Origin of the sequence: Halosimplex rubrum (genome assembly GCF_013415885.1) — an archaeon.
GTDB lineage: Archaea > Halobacteriota > Halobacteria > Halobacteriales > Haloarculaceae > Halosimplex > Halosimplex rubrum.
The window spans coordinates 446,723-461,842 of sequence record NZ_CP058910.1 but is presented as its reverse complement, the minus strand read 5'-3'; the positions used below and the strand labels follow the sequence as shown (position 1 = coordinate 461,842).

Sequence of the window (15,120 nt, the reverse complement as noted above, 5' to 3'; positions counted from 1 at the left end):
GATGTTCCCGGAAATCTCCGATTTCCGGGCGCACGAAACGCTCTCTAGGAGAGCGTTTCGATGTTGTCGACGATGGCCTCGGCGTACTCGTCGGTGCCGAGCTTCTCGGCGTCGTCGAGATGGCGTTCGAGGTCGTAGGTGACCTTGCCCGAGGAGATGGTCTCCTCGACGGCGTCGCGGACGAGGTCGCCGGCGTCCTTCCAGCCCATGTAGTCGAACATCAGGCGACCGGAGAGGATCATCGCACTGGGGTTGGCCTTGTTCTGGCCGGCGCGCTTGGGCGCGGAGCCGTGGACCGGCTCGGCGAGCACGCGGGCGTCACCGAAGTTGGCGCCCGGCGCGATGCCGAGGCCGCCGATCTGTGCGCCGGCGGCATCCGAGAGGTAGTCGCCGTTGAGGTTCGGCATGGCGAGCACGGAGAACTCGTCGGTGCGCAGCTGCATCCACTGGAGCATCGCGTCGGCGAGTCGCGACTCGACCATGACGGCATTCTCCGGGACGTCGATGTCGTCCTGCTCCTCCCACAGGGAGTCGGGGGCGGCGAAGACGTCCTCGTCGGGGTACTCCTCCTCTGCGACCTCCATGCCCCACTCGGTGAACTGCCCCTCGGTGAACTTCATGATGTTCCCCTTGCCGACCAGGGTGACCTTGTCGCGGTCGTGTTCGAGGGCGTAGTCGATGGCCTTGCGGACCAGACGCTTGGAGCCGAACTCCGTGATCGGCTTGATGCCGATGCCGATGGGACCGTCGTGCATGACGTCGTCGAAGCCCATCTCGTCTTCGACGAACTCGCGGACCTGCTCGACCTCCTCGGTGCCTTCTTCCCACTCGATGCCGGCGTAGACGTCTTCCGTGTTCTCGCGGAAGGTGACCATGTCCATCTCTTCGGGCGCCTTCATCGGCGACGGGACGCCGTCGAGGTAGTAGGTGGGTCGGACGTTCGAGTAGAAGTCCAGTGTCTGTCGCAGCGCGACGTTCAGCGAGCGGAAACCGGCGCCGACCGGTGTCGTCAGCGGGCCCTTGATGGCGACGCGGTGCTCGTCGATGGCGTTGACGGTGTCGTCGGGCAGGTTCTCGTCGTACTTCTCGCGGCCGGACTCGCCGGCGTAGACGCGCATCCAGGAGATGTCCCGGCCCGTGGCGTTCGCGGCGGCCTCCAGCACCTTCTGTGCGGCCGGCCCCACGTCCTTCCCGATACCGTCCCCGTGGATGATCGGCACGATCGGATTCTCCGGCACGTCGAGTTCGTCGGCGTCCTCGTCGACGACCTGAATCGGCGTTCCGTCAGCCGGAACCTCAACCTTGTCGTAGTCGTATCCCATGATCCGCCCTTCCACGGTCGGGCCTAAAGGACTGCCGTTTTCACTGAGGCGGTTTCTGCCGAACGAGACCCCGTGAGACCCGAATTTGTTCGGGATCGTCGAACGTGATTTCGACGATGCGCGAGGGGTGTGTCGACGATCCCCGCGCCCCGGGGGAAGATTTATCAACGAGACTGGGGAACGGGCGCCTATTGGGGGTGACGCGGTGAGCAAGTACCTGCACGGTCCGTCGACGGTCGTGATAGCGGCGGGCGAGGACGAGGTGGGCGCGGCCGTCGCGAACGCGGTCGAGCGGTGGTCGTTCCCGTCGCCGGTGACGAGCGACGTCGTCCGCGCGGCGGCCGCGACCGACACCGACCCCGCCGTCGAAGCGGCCGCCGCAGCCGATTGCGCGAGCGCGCTGGACCGACTCGCCGACGACGAGTCAGTCGGCTGTCTCGTCGTCGACGACGTGCTCGCCGACCCGGTCGGCTGCGTCGCCGCCGCCGTCGACGAGTATCCGGACCTCCCGGTGGTCGTCTACGCCGCCGACGGCGACGAATCGCTCGCCAGCGCGGCGACGCGGGCCGGCGCGTTCGCCTATCTCCCCCAGCCGGGCGGCCCGGCCGTCTCGACGCACGAGGAGTTGCTGGAGACGGTCGCGGAGGCGCTGACCACTCACGACAGGCGCTACCGCGCGGCGACCGACCGCGACATGCTCGACGCGATCCTCTCGGAGCTCGAACTGCCGATCTACGTCAAAGACGAGCGGGCGCGACACCTGAAGATGGCCGACGTACACGGCGCTCCCGGTCCCGTCGAGGCCGTCGGCAAGACCGACTGGGAGCTGTACTCCTGGGACGAGGCGGCGAAGGTCGAGGCGCTGGGCGACGACCGGCTCGTCATCGACGAGGGCGAGGCGATCCGCGACCGCGAGGAGTGCCACGGCCCCCCCGAGGCCGGTCGCTGGCTCCGCACGACGAAAGTGCCCTGGCGCGACGGCGACCGGACCCGCGGACTCGTCGGCGTCACGCTGGACGTGAGCGACGAGAAGCGCCAGATACGCGACTTGCGGGCCCAGAATCGCCGGCTCGACGACTTCACGAGCTTCGTCGCCCACGACCTGCGCAACCCGTTGCACGTCGCGATGGCCTACCAGGAGTTCGCCCGCGAGGGCGACCCGGAGGCCGCCGAGCGGGTGAGCGACGCCCTCGACCGGATGGCGGAACTCGTCGAGGACGTGAGCGAACTCGCCGCCTCCAGCGGCACCGCGCCCGCCCCCGTCGGCGGCGTCGCGGTCGGCTCGTTTCTCCAGGTCGTCTGGGACGAGGTCGCCACCGCCGCGGCGACGCTTGAGGTCGCCCTCCCGGCCGAGACGGTCCTCTACACCAACCGCCTGCAGCTGAAACCGCTGTTCGAGAACTGCTTCGAGCACTGTCTCGAGCGGACCGGCCCCGGCGTGACCGTCCACGTCGGGGCCACCGACGACGGCTTCTTCGTCGCCGACGACGGCCCGGCCGTCCCCGCCGCCGAGCGCGAGGAACTGCTCGACGCCGGCTACGACACCGCCGCGACGGGGGCCGACCTCGCCATCGTCTCGGAGGTCGCCGACACCCACGGCTGGGACCTCCGGATCGACGAGAGCCGCGACGGGGGCGCGCGCTTCGAGTTCGGCAACGTCCTGCTGGTGACCGACCCCGACCCGCTCCCGGGGACCGGCACCCCGCGGCCGCTGACGACCGGCCGGGACGTGGGGCAGGTGCTCAACGCCGGGGAGTCCGCCCACGACGAGTCGGTCGACCGCTGGACGCTCCGGGCGGCCGGCGACAACCTCCTCGGACGGGTCAACGAGTGTCACTTCCGGTGGGCCTCGATCCGCGGCCCCTGCCGCGTCGAGGCGCGTCTCGACGAGTTCGACGCGCCCGCCGACCGGAGCAAGGCCGGGGTGATGCTGCGCGACGACACGGGCGAGTCGGCGACGTTCGGCTACGTCGGTCGGACCGGCGACGGCCGCACGGAGGTGTGCTGGCGGACCGCCGACGGCGAGCCCACCCGCGCGCAACTGCTGGAGAGCGGCGAGCGCAACTTCGAGTGGTTCGCCGTCGAGCGGACCGGCGACCGCGTCACCGCCTTCGTCTCCGCCGACCGCGAGGAGTGGCACGCCGTCGACCAGCGCTCGGCCGACCTCGATGACCCCGTCTGCGGCGGCCTCGCCGCCTGCTCGACCATGATCGGCGCCTACTGCGAGGCCACCTTCGACCACGTCTCCGCCGTCGAACTCGACGGGGAGTGACAGGGTGGAGACGGGGCTTCTGCCGGCTGATAGCGACCGTCTCCGCAGCGACCGTCTCCGCAGCGATCGCGAACAGCGTGAAAGCCCCGGCCGTTCGCGGCGGCTTTGCCGCCGCGAGCTCGGGAGAGCGAAGCTCTCCCGGCGTCTCGACTCCCGCGGCTCGCTGCGCGCTTCGCTCCCTCCGGTCGCTCCAGTGCTTACATCGCCGGGGTTCGTCGAGACGGCCGCCCCTTTCATTCCCGCCCGCCCAGACTGTCCGACCAGCCGATACGGGCGGGAATGAAAGGGGCGACCTGCTTCGGGAAGCCCGCCGCCACAAGCACCGCAGCGAGCGGAGCGAGCGAGGAGCGCAGCAAGGCGCGCGACCGAAGCAGGTCGGGGCTTTCACGCTGTCTCGTACTCCGATCGAGTCGGCGGTGCTGTCGGCTGTTGCGGTAGCGGTCGCCCCGTTTGCGGTCGCGGTCGAGTCGTCGGTCGCTGTCTCACACCCGGATCCTGATCGCGCATCGTGTTCAGATAAGCTGATTCCATGCGAAGCTGAACGATCTGAGCCAATCGTCGGCTGTTTCTGCTTCGGCATTGCTAAAACAGTTTGAGAAACATACAGTTCGTCGTTTTACTTCTCTAAAGACACGTTCAACAGCGTTCCGATTTCCATGTTTTTCGTATCTGAAATCGAAGCCATGTCGGTGACACGCAGCTTCTAACGATTTGGAGCCATCGATGAGAAACACGGCGTCGTCAACATCGTGTTTCTCGCTGAGTTCGGCGAGAAATGAATGGGCGAGAACCTTCGTTGTAGTTGGTCTTAGCTTTGTATGCAGCAGTTTGTTCGTTTCCGGATCGACAGCAGCGTACAGCCAATACTGCTCGTCGTTGAGTCGGATCACGGTCTCGTCAACCGCGACGTGATCCGGTGAGTGTCCACCTTCGGGCTGTAAATCAGCTTTGTGAACCCAATTATGAATAGTTGAGCGAGCACGTTTGACACCGAATACCTCAAGAATAGAAACAGTATTCGAAAGTGAGAGTCCAGCCAGATGCAACTGAATACTCAGCTTCATCAACAGTCGTGGTGTCGCTTCTCGCTCCACAAAATCTAAGTCGAATTGGTCGAGATTACCGCCGAGGCTAGCGTTTTCGGGCATGAATCACTCAGAAAACGCTACGCCTCACCCTTCAAACCTTATCTGAACACCGCGTGATCGCGGGACACCGAACTTATGACGCCGGGGTCGGGACGACCAGACATGCAACTCATCGCCCACGGCGGGGCGGGGTCGCCGCCGGACGAGCCCGCCGAGCGCCAGGCAGTGCTGGACGAGGCCGTCGCCCGCGGCGCCGAGGAATCGGACCCGGTCGACGCCGTGTGCGCCGCCGTCCGCGTCCTCGAAGTCGACCCGTCGTTCAACGCCGGGGTGGGGAGCGCCGTCCAGAGCGACGGCATGATCCGCACGGACGCCGGGCTGATGACCGCCGACGGGGAGGTCGGCGCCGCGGGCGCGATGCCCGAGGTCTGCCACGCCGTCGAAGTCGCCCGCGCGGTCATGACCGAGACGCCCCACGTCATGCTCGCGGGGGAACGGGCGGTCGCGTTCGCCCACGCCGTCGGCGTCGAGACGGGCCTGGACCTGTGGGCCGACCGCACCCGCGAGCGGTGGGGCGACGCCGAACCGCCTACCGGCGACCCCGAGGCCCACCTCCGGTGGGTCCGCGAGCGTTTCGCGAGCGACGAGGATCTGGACCGGGCGGGGGACCAGCAGGTCTCGCCCGCGGACCCCCACGACCACGACACCGTCGGCGCGGTCGCTCGCGAGGGCGAGGAGATCGCCGCCGCCACCTCCACGGGCGGGCGCTGGTTCGCGCTGGCCGGCCGGGTCGGCGACGTGCCCCAGGTCGGCGCGGGCTTTTTCGCCTCGGAAGCGGGCGGCGCGAGCGCGACCGGCGCCGGCGAAGACATTGCCCGCGAGGGGCTCGCTCGCCGCGCCGTCGACCTGCTCGAAGGAGGCGCCGACGCCGAGGCGGCCGCGCGGCTGGCGGTCGAGGAGTTCGACGACGCGGCGGCGGGGAACGCTGGGATTGTCGTGGTCGACGCCGACGGCCGGACGGGGGAAGCGTACAACAGTCCGGCGATGCAGACGGCGCGGACGGACGATCGCTAGAACGACTCGACGACGAGCCCGTCGACCGTCTCGAAGTCGCCGTCCGAGGTGACGACCGGTTCGTTGAACTGGAGGCCGGTCGCGGCGACGAGCGCGTCGCCGGGGCCGAGCGACGGTCTGTCGTCGCTCACGAGATGCTGTCCTTCCAGCACACCCGCACGACGTGCGATGTTCGCGTCGACGTCGACGAGCGGTTTGTTCGCTATCAGCGCCTCGAACTTCCTCGCGTTCTCGTTCGCGTTCTCGCCGGCACCGACGGCTACGTATAGCTCCTGTAAGACGACCGCTGGAACCCGCAACGGAACGTCGGCGGTTTCGAGTTCGAGTGCTTTCTCCCTGGCATCGTCAGCTTCGTCGAGCGCGATGAGAAAGTCCGTATCGAGGATCACTCGTCGGCATCCGTGTCGACACCGAGCCGTTCCAGGCGTCCCTCGGATTTCTCGGCTCCCGCTCGCTCGGACCGCTCGATGAGTGCTCGGTGTCGGTCGGGGTCGACGGGCGACTCGCCGTCGGCGTAATCGAGTAGCGTCCATTCGCTCGTGAGCCGTTCGATAGCGTCCGAAAACGTCTCGTCGGGCTGCTTTCGGCTCTTGATCCGCTCGTAGACGTCGTCGTCCAGGCGGACCGTCTTCGTCCCCATGCGTATACGTCGTTTACAGAGACGGAAAAAGTATCGGCTCGACCGCTTACCCGGCCGTCTCCAGACGGATCCCGTAGAGGATGGCGAGCGTGCCGAGCAGCTGGCTCACCTCGGAGACGGCGCCGACGGCGAGTTCGACCGGACGCGAGGAGCCGACGGCGAGGGTGGCGAGGAACCCGAGCCACGGGACGACCATGATCAGCACGAAGCCGACGGCGACGAACGCCATCGCGCGGCTCCCGGTGCGGCGGTACCCCCGGTAGGCGATGTAGCTGATGACGACGCCCAGCAGCGCCGAGGTGAGATCGACGGCGAGCAGCGCGAGTTCGGCTGTCGCGAGACTGCTCTGGAGCGGCGCGAACGCGGTCGCGAGCGGTGTCGGTGTCATAGGTCTTCGATGAGTCGGGTGAACGCGTCGGCCATGCTGTCGCGGCGCTCGACGGTGACGTCGAACCCGTCGTCGGTCACGTCGACGGTCACGCGGTCCAGCGTCGCCTCGTAGGTGCTGTGGTGGCCGCCGTCGTCGAGTTCGGTGCGTTCGGCCACGAGGTCGCGGGCCGCGAGGTCCTCGATCCGGCGGTAGACCGTCGTCTCGGAGACGCCGCAGCGGTCGGCGAGCTCCGCGGCGGACAGCGGCCCCTCGCGCGTCGCCAGGAGCAGACACCGGACGGTGTCGTCCGCCAGCAGCGTCGCGACCGACTCGACGTCCTCGTCCGTCACGGTCGGGGCGTGTGCGGCCGGTTCACTAAACGATACCGGGCACCTCGGGCTCGGCGCGGCCGTCGCGACTCGGCGGCGCCGCCGGACGCTCGGCGGTCACGCGCCGTTTCCCTCCCCGGACTGGCGGGGGACGACCACGTTCACGCGGTACAGCGTGCGCGCGACGACGAGGAGGATCACGGCGGCCAGCGCCGTGTAGAGCAGGTCCGGTGCGCGGCCCGCCGCGGCGAGCGCCCCGACGACGGCCAGGGCGACCCCGACCCGGATGACGGCGTTCCCGACGATGTCCCCGACGGCCTCGGGGTCGGCCGCGGACGTGCGGTCGAACCCGGCGACCAGGAACGTCCAGCCGCGGACGGCGATCAGGTATCCCACGGCGGCGAGCGCGCCGCCGATCGCGATCGATTCCGCACCGTTTGGGAGGGCAGGTGCCATACCCGGAGGTGCGACCGGCGGGGAGATAAGCCGTGGCGGCCGACCGCAGGCGGTGTGGCCGGCCGTAATCTATTTCAGTCCGGTTCCGCCTGGCGGCGCCCGCGGGGACCGGCCCCGCCCGACACAGAAACCCTTTGACCGCAGGGCGCAAACCGCGAGCCATGAGCGTCGATCTGGACTCCGAGCAGTACGAGAGCTGTCGCGAGGCAGGCGAGATCCTCGCGCAGGTGCGCGACGAGGCCGCCGAGCGGTGCGAGGTCGGGACGGGCTACCTCGAGATCAGCGAGTGGGCCGAAGACCGCATCCGCGAACTCGGCGGCGAGCCCGCCTTCCCCGTCAACGTCAGCGTCGACGAGGAGGCCGCCCACGGCGCCGCCGGCCCCGACGACGACCGCGAGATCGGCGAGGACCTGGTCAAACTCGATATCGGCGTCCACATCGACGGTTGGCTCGCCGACACGGCCGTCACCGTCGACCTGGCCGGCGAGGACGAACTCACCGAGGCCTCGGCCGAGGCGCTCGACGCGGCTCTCGACGTGGTCGAGCCGGGGGTCGAGACGGGCGAGCTCGGCGCCGTCATCGAGGAGACCATCGAGGGCTACGGCTACAACCCGGTCGTCAACCTCACCGGCCACGGTCTGGGCCACTGGGAGCAGCACACGACGCCGAACATCCCCAACCGGGCCGTCGAGCAGAGCGTCGAACTCGAAGTCGGCGACGTGGTCGCGGTCGAGCCGTTCGCCACCGACGGCGGCGGCAAGGTCCAGGAAGGCAGTCAGGAGGAGATCTTCGCCCTCGAACGCGAGGGCTCGGTCCGCGACCGCACCGCCCGGAAGGCCCTCGAACAGATCACCGAGGAGTTCCGGACGCTGCCCTTTGCCGCCCGCTGGCTCGACGTTCGCCGCCCGAAGATGGCCCTGCGTCGCCTCCAGCGCCAGGACATCGTCCACGGCTACCCCGTGCTCAAGGAAGAGGACGGCAAGATGGTCAGCCAGAAGGAACACACGATCATCGTGACCGAGGACGGCTGCGAAGTGACGACGCGGAGTCGGTAGGAACACGCCACACATGGGCACGATATTCGTCGCCTACGGCGGTGACGGCCGCGAATCGGTACTCGAGTTCGCCGCCGAACGGGCGCGCGAGACGGGCGAGGAGCTCTACGTGTACCACCTCCGGGAACTGGTCGGCGAATCGATCGACGTCCGGGCGGAGGTCGAGACGGTGCTCGACGAGGTGGCGCCGGGCGTGGCCGTGGAGGTGGCCGTGGAGACGGCCGAGGACGACGAGGCGGGCCCGTCGACCAAGGCCCGACTGGCCGAGGTAGCCGCCGAACCCGAGCGCGACTGGACGTACGTCGTGATGGGCGACGTCGAATACGGTGCGGTCGAGCGGTTCGTCCTGCCGAGCATGACCGAGGCGGTGCTGGAGACGCGAGCCGTGCCGGTCCTGCTCGTCCCCGTCTGATCCGCTTTCTCCGGGTTTATCACGGGCGAGACCGTCGGATCGGACATGTCACGCGTACTCGTCACCGGCGGGCTCGGTGGCTCCGGCCGATGGATCGTCGACCGACTGGCCGAAGACGGCCACGAAGTCATGTGCGTCGACCAGCGATTCGCCGAGAGCGAGCGCGGGAACGTCGACGTTCGGGTCGCCGACCTGACCGACCGCGGCGACGTGTTCGACCTCGTCGGCGCGTTCGACCCCGACGCGGTCGTCCACTGGGCGGCCATCCCCGACCCGCTCGACCACCCCGGCGGCGAGGTGTTCGAGAACAATATCGTCTCGACGTACAACGTCCTCGAAGCCGCGGGCCGGGCCGACGCCCGCGTCGTCTGGGCCTCCTCCGAGAGCGCGCTCGGGTTCCCCTTCGCCGCCGAGACGCCCGCGCCGGAGTACCTCCCCATCGACGAGGAACACCCCCTCCGACCGGAGGACCCCTACGGCGTCTCGAAGGAGGCCGGCGAGGCGCTCGCCCGGGCCACCGTCCGACGCCACGACGTGCCGGTCGTCTCGATCCGCCCCTCGTGGATCCAGTACCCCGGCGAGTACGTCTGTCTCGGCAACGAACCGCCCGCGGAGGGCGTCGGGAACTTCTGGAGCTACGTCGACGTGCGCGACATCGCGAGCATCGTCGCCGCGGCGCTGGACGCCGATATCGAGGGTCACGAGGCCGTCTTCGCGGTCGCCGACGAGAACTACGCCGACCGCGAGACGACCGAGCTGTTCGCGGAGTTGTTCGGTGAAGTGCCCGAACCGTGTGACCTGTCGGGCGACGACGCCTCTATCTCGAACGCGAAGGCCGCCGAGGTACTGGACTGGGAACCCGAACACTCCTGGCGCGACGCCGCAGCGGAAGACGTGGACGGGCCGACGGTCTGATCGGACGCGTCGGCTGTGTCGCCGACCGCCCGGACGCGGTTCAGTCGTCGTCCTCGCCGGCGGGGTCGTGCGCGATGGCGAACAGGAACCCCGAGAGGAAGAGCAGTTCGTTGCCGAGGTACACCCCCAGGATCGGGTCGACGATCCCGACGATAGCGGTCGGAAGCGCGACCCCCAGAATCGCCAGGACGAGCGCGAGTATCGCCGCGATCCCCGCGAAGATCCGCGTGACCGCACCGCAGACGTAGCCGACCGCGAACACCAGGATCGCTTCGAGCAGTCCCATGAGTGACAGGACGCCCCGAGCGGCAATAGCCGTTCCGCCGGCGGGTCGGACGGCCGGCGGTCGGCCGTGCGCCGCGATACCGCGGTGCGAAAACCGTTTTCCCGTCGCTGGGCTACGACTCGCCCATGCCGACCGAGGTCAGGGAAGTCACGACCGACGAGGGGTGGGACGAGGCGGTCCCGATACTCCGGCAGCTGTGGAGCCACGTCGACGACGCGTTCGTCCGCGAGTGGCGCGCGGAGGACGACTACCGGCTGTTCGGTCTGTACGAGAGCGGCGGTACCGACGCCGGGCCGGAGGCGACGGGTGGCGGCGAGGCGCTCGTCGCGGCCGCGGGCGTCTCGGTCCAGCGGGTGCTCCACCACGAGCGCCACTGCTGGGTCCACGACTTCGTCGTCGACGAACCGCGGCGCGGCGAGGGGTTCGGGAGCGAGTTGCTCGACCGGCTGGTCGAGTGGGGCCGAGAGCGCGACTGCGAGCACCTGTCGCTGGCGTGCCGGGCGGGCAACGACGACGGGCGGGCGTTCTACGAGTCCGAGGGGCTGGACGCGTGGGGACAGGTGCTGGAGCGGGAGCTCTGATCACCAGTTCGGGCCGGCGTAGGCGATGTAGACGCCGATCGCGCTGCCGACGGCGTAGCCGAGGCTACCGAGCGCCGCTCGTTCGAGGGGGTCGCCGGCGACGAGGACGCCGAACAGCGTGACTGCCACGGCACCGGCGACGAACGCCGCCGCGGCCGCCCGGAGGGGGTCGGTCTGGAGAGAGGGGGACATACCCCCGGATGTCTCGCCCGTTCCAATACGTCTTTTCCTCCTCGTGCGGGCCGTTCGCTACTCCCGTCCGCCGGTCGGCGACGGCCCGTCGGGGTTTAGTGGGTCGACCTCGCAGGACCGGCATGGACCAGGTCTTCGCCCCGTGGCGCATCGAGTGGGTCGAACGTGAGGGCGGCAACGACGATGTCGACGGCTGCGTCTTCTGCGCCTTCGCCGACGGCGACCTCGCCGAGGACCGCGACCGGCGGGTCGTCGCCCGCTCGGCCCGTTCGTTCGTCCTCCTGAACAACTACCCGTACAACCCCGGTCACGTCATGGTGATCCCCCACGCCCACACCGGCGACTACCGCGACCTGGACGACGAGGCTCTGCTCGACCACGCCCGGCTGAAACAGCGGACCTTCGACGCGCTGGACGACGGGATCGGCCCCGACGCCTACAACGCGGGGCTCAACCTCGGCGGCGGCGCCGCCGGCGGATCTATCGACGACCACCTCCACACCCACGTCGTCCCGCGCTGGGAAGGCGATACCAACTTCATGCCGGTCGTCTCGGACACCCAGGTCATCGTCGAGGCCGTCGACGAGACCTACGACCGGCTCCGCGACGCCTTCGCCCAGCAGGAGGGCGCGACCGTCGACGGCGAGGACGAGGCGGTCGTCTTCGCGGAGTGAGCGGAGGGCCCGTCCCGACACCGCTTTGACCCACCCCCGTCAACCACCGACGATGACAGACGACCGGCCGCGCGTGCTCCGACGTGTGGGAATCTTGCTCCTCGTGGCGAACGTCGCCCTCGCGGCGCTGAAAGGCGGCGCCTGGGTCACCACGGGGAGCCTCGCGGTCCAGTCCGAGGCGGTCAACAGCGCCTCGGACGCGGTCTACTCGCTGGTCACCGTCGCCGGCCTCTACCTGACGACGCGCCCGCCCGATTTCGAACACCCCCACGGCCACGAGCGCATCGAGCCGTTCGTCGGCCTGTTCGTCGCGCTCGGTATCTTCGTCGCCGGCGGCACGGTCCTCTACCAGTCGGCGACCGCGCTGCTGTCGGGCGACGTGACGGTCTCGCGGGGGCCGACCGCGATCGCCGTCCTCGCCGTCGCCGCCGTCGCGAAGTTCGCCCTCTACCGCTACGTGCTCGCGGCGGCCGACCGGCACAACTCGCCGGCGCTGACCGCGACCGCCGTCGACAACCGCAACGACATCCTCACCGCGGGCGCGGCCATCGTCGGCGTCCTCGGCGCCGGCGCCGGCTACCCGATCCTCGACCCGCTGGCCGCGATGGTCGTCGCCGTCGGCATCGTCTACACGGGGATCGAGGTCGTCCGCGACAACCTCGGCTACCTCCTCGGGCGCGCGCCGCCGGAGGATCTGCGCCGGGAGATCATCCGGCGGGCGCTCGAACATCCCGACGTGGAGGGCGCCCACGACGCCATCGCCCACTACGTCGGCCCGGAGATCGACGTGTCGCTGCACATCGAGGTCGAGGGCGAGCGCACGCTGTACGAGGCTCACGACATCGAGTCGGCCGTGGTCGACTCGATCCGCGAGCTCCCGGAGGTCGACGACGTGTTCGTCCACGTCGACCCGCGCGAACTCGACGAGTGGAAGGCCGACGAGGAGATCGACCAGCTGGCGGGCGAGGGCGAGACGCGAACGGAGTGAGCGTCTCGGAACGTGCGAACGGCGAGTGGAACGAGCCGTGAGCGGCGAGGGCAACCGATAGGGAGCCCCCGGAATCTGCGAGCGGGGAACGGAGTGACCCGCGAGCGGCGAGCGCCTCGGAACACGCGACTGGCACCCCGTCCCACCGCCAGCCACTACCCCCTGGCGGCCCTACGGCCGGTATGTCGATGGAGGCCGGCTTCGAACTGGGGTTCGCGACGCTCGACGACGAGGTCGCCGACCGCTCGCTCGCCGTCGAGGGGTCGCTGCCGGACTGGCTCGACGGCGCGCTGGTCCGCAACGGCCCCGCCGCCTTCGAGGTCGGCGGCGAGCGCGTCGCTCACTGGTTCGACGGCCTCGCGATGCTCCACCGGTTTTCCTTCGAGGGCGGCGCCGACGCGGTCCGCTACACCAACCGCGCGCTGCGCTCGGAGACCTACCGCCGTGCGACGGCGACCGGCGAGATATCGGGGCAGTTCGCCACCGGCGGCGGCTACCTCCAGCGGGTCCGGCAGTTGCTCTTCGACGACCCGACCGACAACTGCAACGTCCACGTCGCCCGCGTCGGCGACTCGCTGGTCGCGATGACCGAGGTCCCGCGGTTTCTCAACTGCGACCCCGAGACCCTGGAGACGCTCGGCGAGTTCGCCTTCGCCGACGCGCTCACCGGGCATATCAACTGCGCGCACGTCGTCCCCGACCCCCACCGCGGGGAGACGGTCGGCCTCCTCACCGCCTTCGGTCGCCCCAGCGAGTACACGCTCTACCGGCTCCCCGACGGCTCGCGCTCCCGCGAGCGGATCGCGACGCTGCCGGCCAGGGACCCCGCGTACGTCCACAGCTTCGCGCTGACCGAGCGGTACGCCGTTCTCACGGAACACCCGTTCGTCACGAACCCCGCCTCCTTTCTCCTGCCCGGGTCGGACAGTTTCGTCGACAACTACGACTGGGAGCCCGAGCGCGGGACGCGGTTCCGGGTCGTCGACCGCGACACCGGCGACGTGGTCGCGACCCGCGTCACCGACCCCTGGTTCGTCTTCCACCACGTCAACGCCTTCGAGGCCGAGGCGGGGGACCCGGCGGCGGACGGATCGGCCGGCGAGACCGACGAGCTCGTCGTCGACCTGGTCGCCTACCCGGACGCCGGCGTGGTCGACGGGCTGTATCTCTCGGCGGCCGAGGACTGGTTCGAGAGCGGTCAGGACGGGCAGCTCCGGCGCTTCCGGATCCCCCTCGACCGGGGACGGGTCACGAGCGAGTCGCTGTACGAGGGCCTGGAACTCCCCCGGGTCGCCCGCGGCGACCGGACGAAACCCTACCGCTACGCCTTCGCGCAGGGCGCCGCCGAGCGCGACGGCAACCACGTCGCGAAGGTCGACGTGCGGACCGGTGACGCCCGTCGGTGGGAACAGCCGGGCCTGTTCGTCGAGGAGCCGGTGTTCGTCCGCGCGCCCGACGCCGAGCGGCCGAGCGACGAGGGGTGCGTGCTGGTGACCGCGCTGAACGCGACCGAGGGGCGGACCGACCTGCTGGTGCTCGACGGCGAGACGCTCGACGAGCGGGCGCGGGCGCCGCTACCCCACGCCGTCCCGTTCGGCTTCCACGGGCGATACTTCCCGGAGTGGTGACTCCAGTCCGCGCTCCGCGGCCGTCGCCGTCCCCCGGTCTCGGGACGACCGGCACGCAAATGCCGGGTCCGCTCGTTTCGGCGTCGCGGCCGAGACGTATCACATGCAACGCAGGACGGTCGCGACGGTAGCGATCGCGGTCGCGGCGCTGCTCGCCGGCTGCTCGGGATTTCTGGGCGGTCCGGGTTCCGCCGGGCGACCGGCGTCGCCGACCGACGAGCCGGTATCGCCGACGGAGAGGCCGAGTCCGCCGACCGAACGCCGGGCAGACCGGACGGCGACGGCCGGACCGACCGCCACTGCGACGCCGGAGGCCGGAACGGGGACCGCGACGCCGACCGGACCGACGACGCCGAACCGGACGGCCGACGGCGACGGCGCGATGGCCGAGAACCCCCCGGATCCGGAGACCGACCGTCTGGGGTGGGAAGGGGGGTACTGGTACAACGAGACGATCGACGTGAACCAGACCGACGGCCTCTCCGAGAGCGAGCGGTCGGCGCTGGTCGCGCGGACGATGGCCCGCGTTGAGCGGGTCGACGGCCGCGACCGGACCTGGCGCATCGAAGCGGGGGCCGGCTTCGGCGACGCCTTCCGACTGCGGGTGGCAAACGAGACGGTCACGGTCGTCAACGCGTCCTCCGTCGAGGGCCTCTCGGACGTGCATCGGGAACCCGGGAACCGGAGCGAGGGGTAGTCACTCGTCGACGATTCGACGGGTTCGACGCCGAGGACGACTGACTCCTCCCGAAACGGCCTGCGCTCGCGGAGTCGGCCGCACCGTCAGCACCGGCCGGTCGGCCGTCCGGAGGACGCTCGTCGCGACGCTGCCCATCAC

General features: G+C 69.7%; 20 protein-coding genes. 10 read left to right on the top strand and 10 right to left on the bottom strand.

The genetic code is table 11. The annotated features are described in order from the left end of the window. Positions 1-44 precede the first annotated feature (44 nt). Positions 45-1,322 (bottom strand): NADP-dependent isocitrate dehydrogenase, encoded by a 1,278-nt coding sequence (gene icd, locus HZS55_RS02380; RefSeq protein WP_179910163.1) that lies wholly within the window; start codon positions 1,320-1,322, stop codon positions 45-47. A 205-nt stretch (positions 1,323-1,527) separates the two neighbouring features. On the opposite strand from icd, the gene HZS55_RS02375 reads away from it, so the two are divergent. Then, positions 1,528-3,594 carry a histidine kinase dimerization/phospho-acceptor domain-containing protein gene (locus HZS55_RS02375; protein WP_179910162.1) on the top strand — a complete coding sequence of 689 codons (2,067 nt, stop codon included), beginning with the start codon at positions 1,528-1,530 and terminating at the stop codon, positions 3,592-3,594. A 512-nt stretch (positions 3,595-4,106) separates the two neighbouring features. Here the strand turns inward: HZS55_RS02375 and HZS55_RS02370 are convergent. After that, on the bottom strand, positions 4,107-4,742 hold the full coding sequence (locus HZS55_RS02370; protein WP_179909309.1) for an IS6 family transposase: 636 nt from the start codon (positions 4,740-4,742) through the stop codon (positions 4,107-4,109). Between the two features lie 102 nt (positions 4,743-4,844). Between HZS55_RS02370 and HZS55_RS02365 the strand changes: the two genes are divergently transcribed. Continuing rightward, a complete protein-coding gene (locus tag HZS55_RS02365; RefSeq protein ID WP_179910161.1) occupies positions 4,845-5,756 on the top strand; it encodes an isoaspartyl peptidase/L-asparaginase in 912 nt (303 codons plus the stop codon). On the opposite strand, the gene HZS55_RS02360 is transcribed toward HZS55_RS02365, so the two are convergent. The 5 genes from HZS55_RS02360 to HZS55_RS02340 all read right to left on the bottom strand — a co-directional run bounded on the left by HZS55_RS02360 (position 5,753) and on the right by HZS55_RS02340 (position 7,551). Further along, positions 5,753-6,145, bottom strand: coding sequence for a PIN domain-containing protein (locus tag HZS55_RS02360; RefSeq protein ID WP_179910160.1), 393 nt, complete (start codon positions 6,143-6,145; stop codon positions 5,753-5,755). The two genes, HZS55_RS02365 and HZS55_RS02360, sit on opposite strands and share 4 nt — an antisense overlap. Then, positions 6,142-6,396 (bottom strand): antitoxin VapB family protein, encoded by a 255-nt coding sequence (locus HZS55_RS02355; RefSeq protein ID WP_179910159.1) that lies wholly within the window; start codon positions 6,394-6,396, stop codon positions 6,142-6,144. The genes HZS55_RS02360 and HZS55_RS02355 overlap by 4 nt, the downstream gene beginning before the upstream one ends. A 46-nt stretch (positions 6,397-6,442) precedes the next feature. After that, complete coding sequence (locus tag HZS55_RS02350) at positions 6,443-6,784, bottom strand: DUF7521 family protein (protein ID WP_179910158.1); 342 nt, start codon at positions 6,782-6,784, stop codon at positions 6,443-6,445. After that, positions 6,781-7,116: a winged helix-turn-helix domain-containing protein gene (locus HZS55_RS02345; protein ID WP_179910157.1), complete on the bottom strand. Its 336-nt coding sequence runs from the start codon at positions 7,114-7,116 to the stop codon at positions 6,781-6,783. Before HZS55_RS02345 ends, HZS55_RS02350 begins: the two co-directional genes overlap by 4 nt. Positions 7,117-7,212: 96 nt before the next feature. Beyond that, complete coding sequence (locus tag HZS55_RS02340; RefSeq protein WP_179910156.1) at positions 7,213-7,551, bottom strand: DUF3784 domain-containing protein; 339 nt, start codon at positions 7,549-7,551, stop codon at positions 7,213-7,215. Between the two features lie 161 nt (positions 7,552-7,712). On the opposite strand from HZS55_RS02340, the gene map reads away from it, so the two are divergent. The 3 genes from map to HZS55_RS02325 are packed head-to-tail and all read left to right on the top strand — an operon-like array spanning position 7,713 to position 9,933. Beyond that, positions 7,713-8,606, top strand: coding sequence for a type II methionyl aminopeptidase (gene map, locus HZS55_RS02335; RefSeq protein WP_179910155.1), 894 nt, complete (start codon positions 7,713-7,715; stop codon positions 8,604-8,606). Positions 8,607-8,619: 13 nt separating this feature from the next. After that, positions 8,620-9,018, top strand: a complete 399-nt coding sequence (locus tag HZS55_RS02330; RefSeq protein ID WP_179910154.1) for a universal stress protein — start codon at positions 8,620-8,622, stop codon at positions 9,016-9,018. A gap of 45 nt (positions 9,019-9,063) precedes the next feature. Beyond that, a complete protein-coding gene (locus HZS55_RS02325) occupies positions 9,064-9,933 on the top strand; it encodes an NAD-dependent epimerase/dehydratase family protein (protein WP_179910153.1) in 870 nt (289 codons plus the stop codon). A 40-nt stretch (positions 9,934-9,973) separates the two neighbouring features. Here HZS55_RS02325 and HZS55_RS02320 read toward each other — a convergent pair whose 3' ends face one another. After that, positions 9,974-10,219, bottom strand: a complete 246-nt coding sequence (locus HZS55_RS02320) for a hypothetical protein (RefSeq protein ID WP_179910152.1) — start codon at positions 10,217-10,219, stop codon at positions 9,974-9,976. Positions 10,220-10,344: 125 nt separating this feature from the next. Here HZS55_RS02320 and HZS55_RS02315 point away from each other — a divergent pair, with 125 nt between their 5' ends. Continuing rightward, the gene (locus HZS55_RS02315; protein WP_179910151.1) at positions 10,345-10,800 is read left to right on the top strand and encodes a GNAT family N-acetyltransferase; all 456 of its coding nucleotides are present in this window, start codon (positions 10,345-10,347) and stop codon (positions 10,798-10,800) included. Here the strand turns inward: HZS55_RS02315 and HZS55_RS02310 are convergent, their stop codons facing one another. After that, positions 10,801-10,992 carry a hypothetical protein gene (locus HZS55_RS02310; protein WP_179910150.1) on the bottom strand — a complete coding sequence of 64 codons (192 nt, stop codon included), beginning with the start codon at positions 10,990-10,992 and terminating at the stop codon, positions 10,801-10,803. A 122-nt stretch (positions 10,993-11,114) separates the two neighbouring features. Between HZS55_RS02310 and HZS55_RS02305 the strand changes: the two genes are divergently transcribed. The 4 genes from HZS55_RS02305 to HZS55_RS02290 all read left to right on the top strand — a co-directional run bounded on the left by HZS55_RS02305 (position 11,115) and on the right by HZS55_RS02290 (position 14,979). Then, positions 11,115-11,666 carry an HIT family protein gene (locus HZS55_RS02305; RefSeq protein WP_179910149.1) on the top strand — a complete coding sequence of 184 codons (552 nt, stop codon included), beginning with the start codon at positions 11,115-11,117 and terminating at the stop codon, positions 11,664-11,666. Positions 11,667-11,718: 52 nt separating this feature from the next. After that, a complete protein-coding gene (locus HZS55_RS02300) occupies positions 11,719-12,654 on the top strand; it encodes a cation diffusion facilitator family transporter (protein WP_179910148.1) in 936 nt (311 codons plus the stop codon). A 182-nt stretch (positions 12,655-12,836) separates the two neighbouring features. Further along, positions 12,837-14,282, top strand: a complete 1,446-nt coding sequence (locus tag HZS55_RS02295; protein ID WP_218927266.1) for a carotenoid oxygenase family protein — start codon at positions 12,837-12,839, stop codon at positions 14,280-14,282. Positions 14,283-14,385: 103 nt separating this feature from the next. Next, positions 14,386-14,979, top strand: coding sequence for a hypothetical protein (locus HZS55_RS02290; protein WP_179907703.1), 594 nt, complete (start codon positions 14,386-14,388; stop codon positions 14,977-14,979). Here the strand turns inward: HZS55_RS02290 and HZS55_RS02285 are convergent, their stop codons facing one another. Beyond that, positions 14,980-15,117 (bottom strand): hypothetical protein, encoded by a 138-nt coding sequence (locus HZS55_RS02285; protein ID WP_394353560.1) that lies wholly within the window; start codon positions 15,115-15,117, stop codon positions 14,980-14,982. Between the last annotated feature and the right edge of the window lie 3 nt (positions 15,118-15,120).

Coding starts and splice junctions, on each gene's coding strand:
- HZS55_RS02300 (WP_179910148.1), top strand. CDS start 11,719: ATGACAGACGACCGGCCGCGCGTGCTCCGACGTGTGGGAATCTTGCTC.
- HZS55_RS02340 (WP_179910156.1), bottom strand. CDS start 7,551: ATGGCACCTGCCCTCCCAAACGGTGCGGAATCGATCGCGATCGGCGGC.
- HZS55_RS02285 (WP_394353560.1), bottom strand. CDS start 15,117: ATGGGCAGCGTCGCGACGAGCGTCCTCCGGACGGCCGACCGGCCGGTG.
- HZS55_RS02325 (WP_179910153.1), top strand. CDS start 9,064: ATGTCACGCGTACTCGTCACCGGCGGGCTCGGTGGCTCCGGCCGATGG.
- HZS55_RS02365 (WP_179910161.1), top strand. CDS start 4,845: ATGCAACTCATCGCCCACGGCGGGGCGGGGTCGCCGCCGGACGAGCCC.
- HZS55_RS02305 (WP_179910149.1), top strand. CDS start 11,115: ATGGACCAGGTCTTCGCCCCGTGGCGCATCGAGTGGGTCGAACGTGAG.
- HZS55_RS02355 (WP_179910159.1), bottom strand. CDS start 6,396: ATGGGGACGAAGACGGTCCGCCTGGACGACGACGTCTACGAGCGGATC.
- HZS55_RS02290 (WP_179907703.1), top strand. CDS start 14,386: ATGCAACGCAGGACGGTCGCGACGGTAGCGATCGCGGTCGCGGCGCTG.
- HZS55_RS02295 (WP_218927266.1), top strand. CDS start 12,837: ATGTCGATGGAGGCCGGCTTCGAACTGGGGTTCGCGACGCTCGACGAC.
- icd (WP_179910163.1), bottom strand. CDS start 1,322: ATGGGATACGACTACGACAAGGTTGAGGTTCCGGCTGACGGAACGCCG.
- HZS55_RS02330 (WP_179910154.1), top strand. CDS start 8,620: ATGGGCACGATATTCGTCGCCTACGGCGGTGACGGCCGCGAATCGGTA.
- HZS55_RS02320 (WP_179910152.1), bottom strand. CDS start 10,219: ATGGGACTGCTCGAAGCGATCCTGGTGTTCGCGGTCGGCTACGTCTGC.
- HZS55_RS02370 (WP_179909309.1), bottom strand. CDS start 4,742: ATGCCCGAAAACGCTAGCCTCGGCGGTAATCTCGACCAATTCGACTTA.
- map (WP_179910155.1), top strand. CDS start 7,713: ATGAGCGTCGATCTGGACTCCGAGCAGTACGAGAGCTGTCGCGAGGCA.
- HZS55_RS02310 (WP_179910150.1), bottom strand. CDS start 10,992: ATGTCCCCCTCTCTCCAGACCGACCCCCTCCGGGCGGCCGCGGCGGCG.
- HZS55_RS02350 (WP_179910158.1), bottom strand. CDS start 6,784: ATGACACCGACACCGCTCGCGACCGCGTTCGCGCCGCTCCAGAGCAGT.
- HZS55_RS02315 (WP_179910151.1), top strand. CDS start 10,345: ATGCCGACCGAGGTCAGGGAAGTCACGACCGACGAGGGGTGGGACGAG.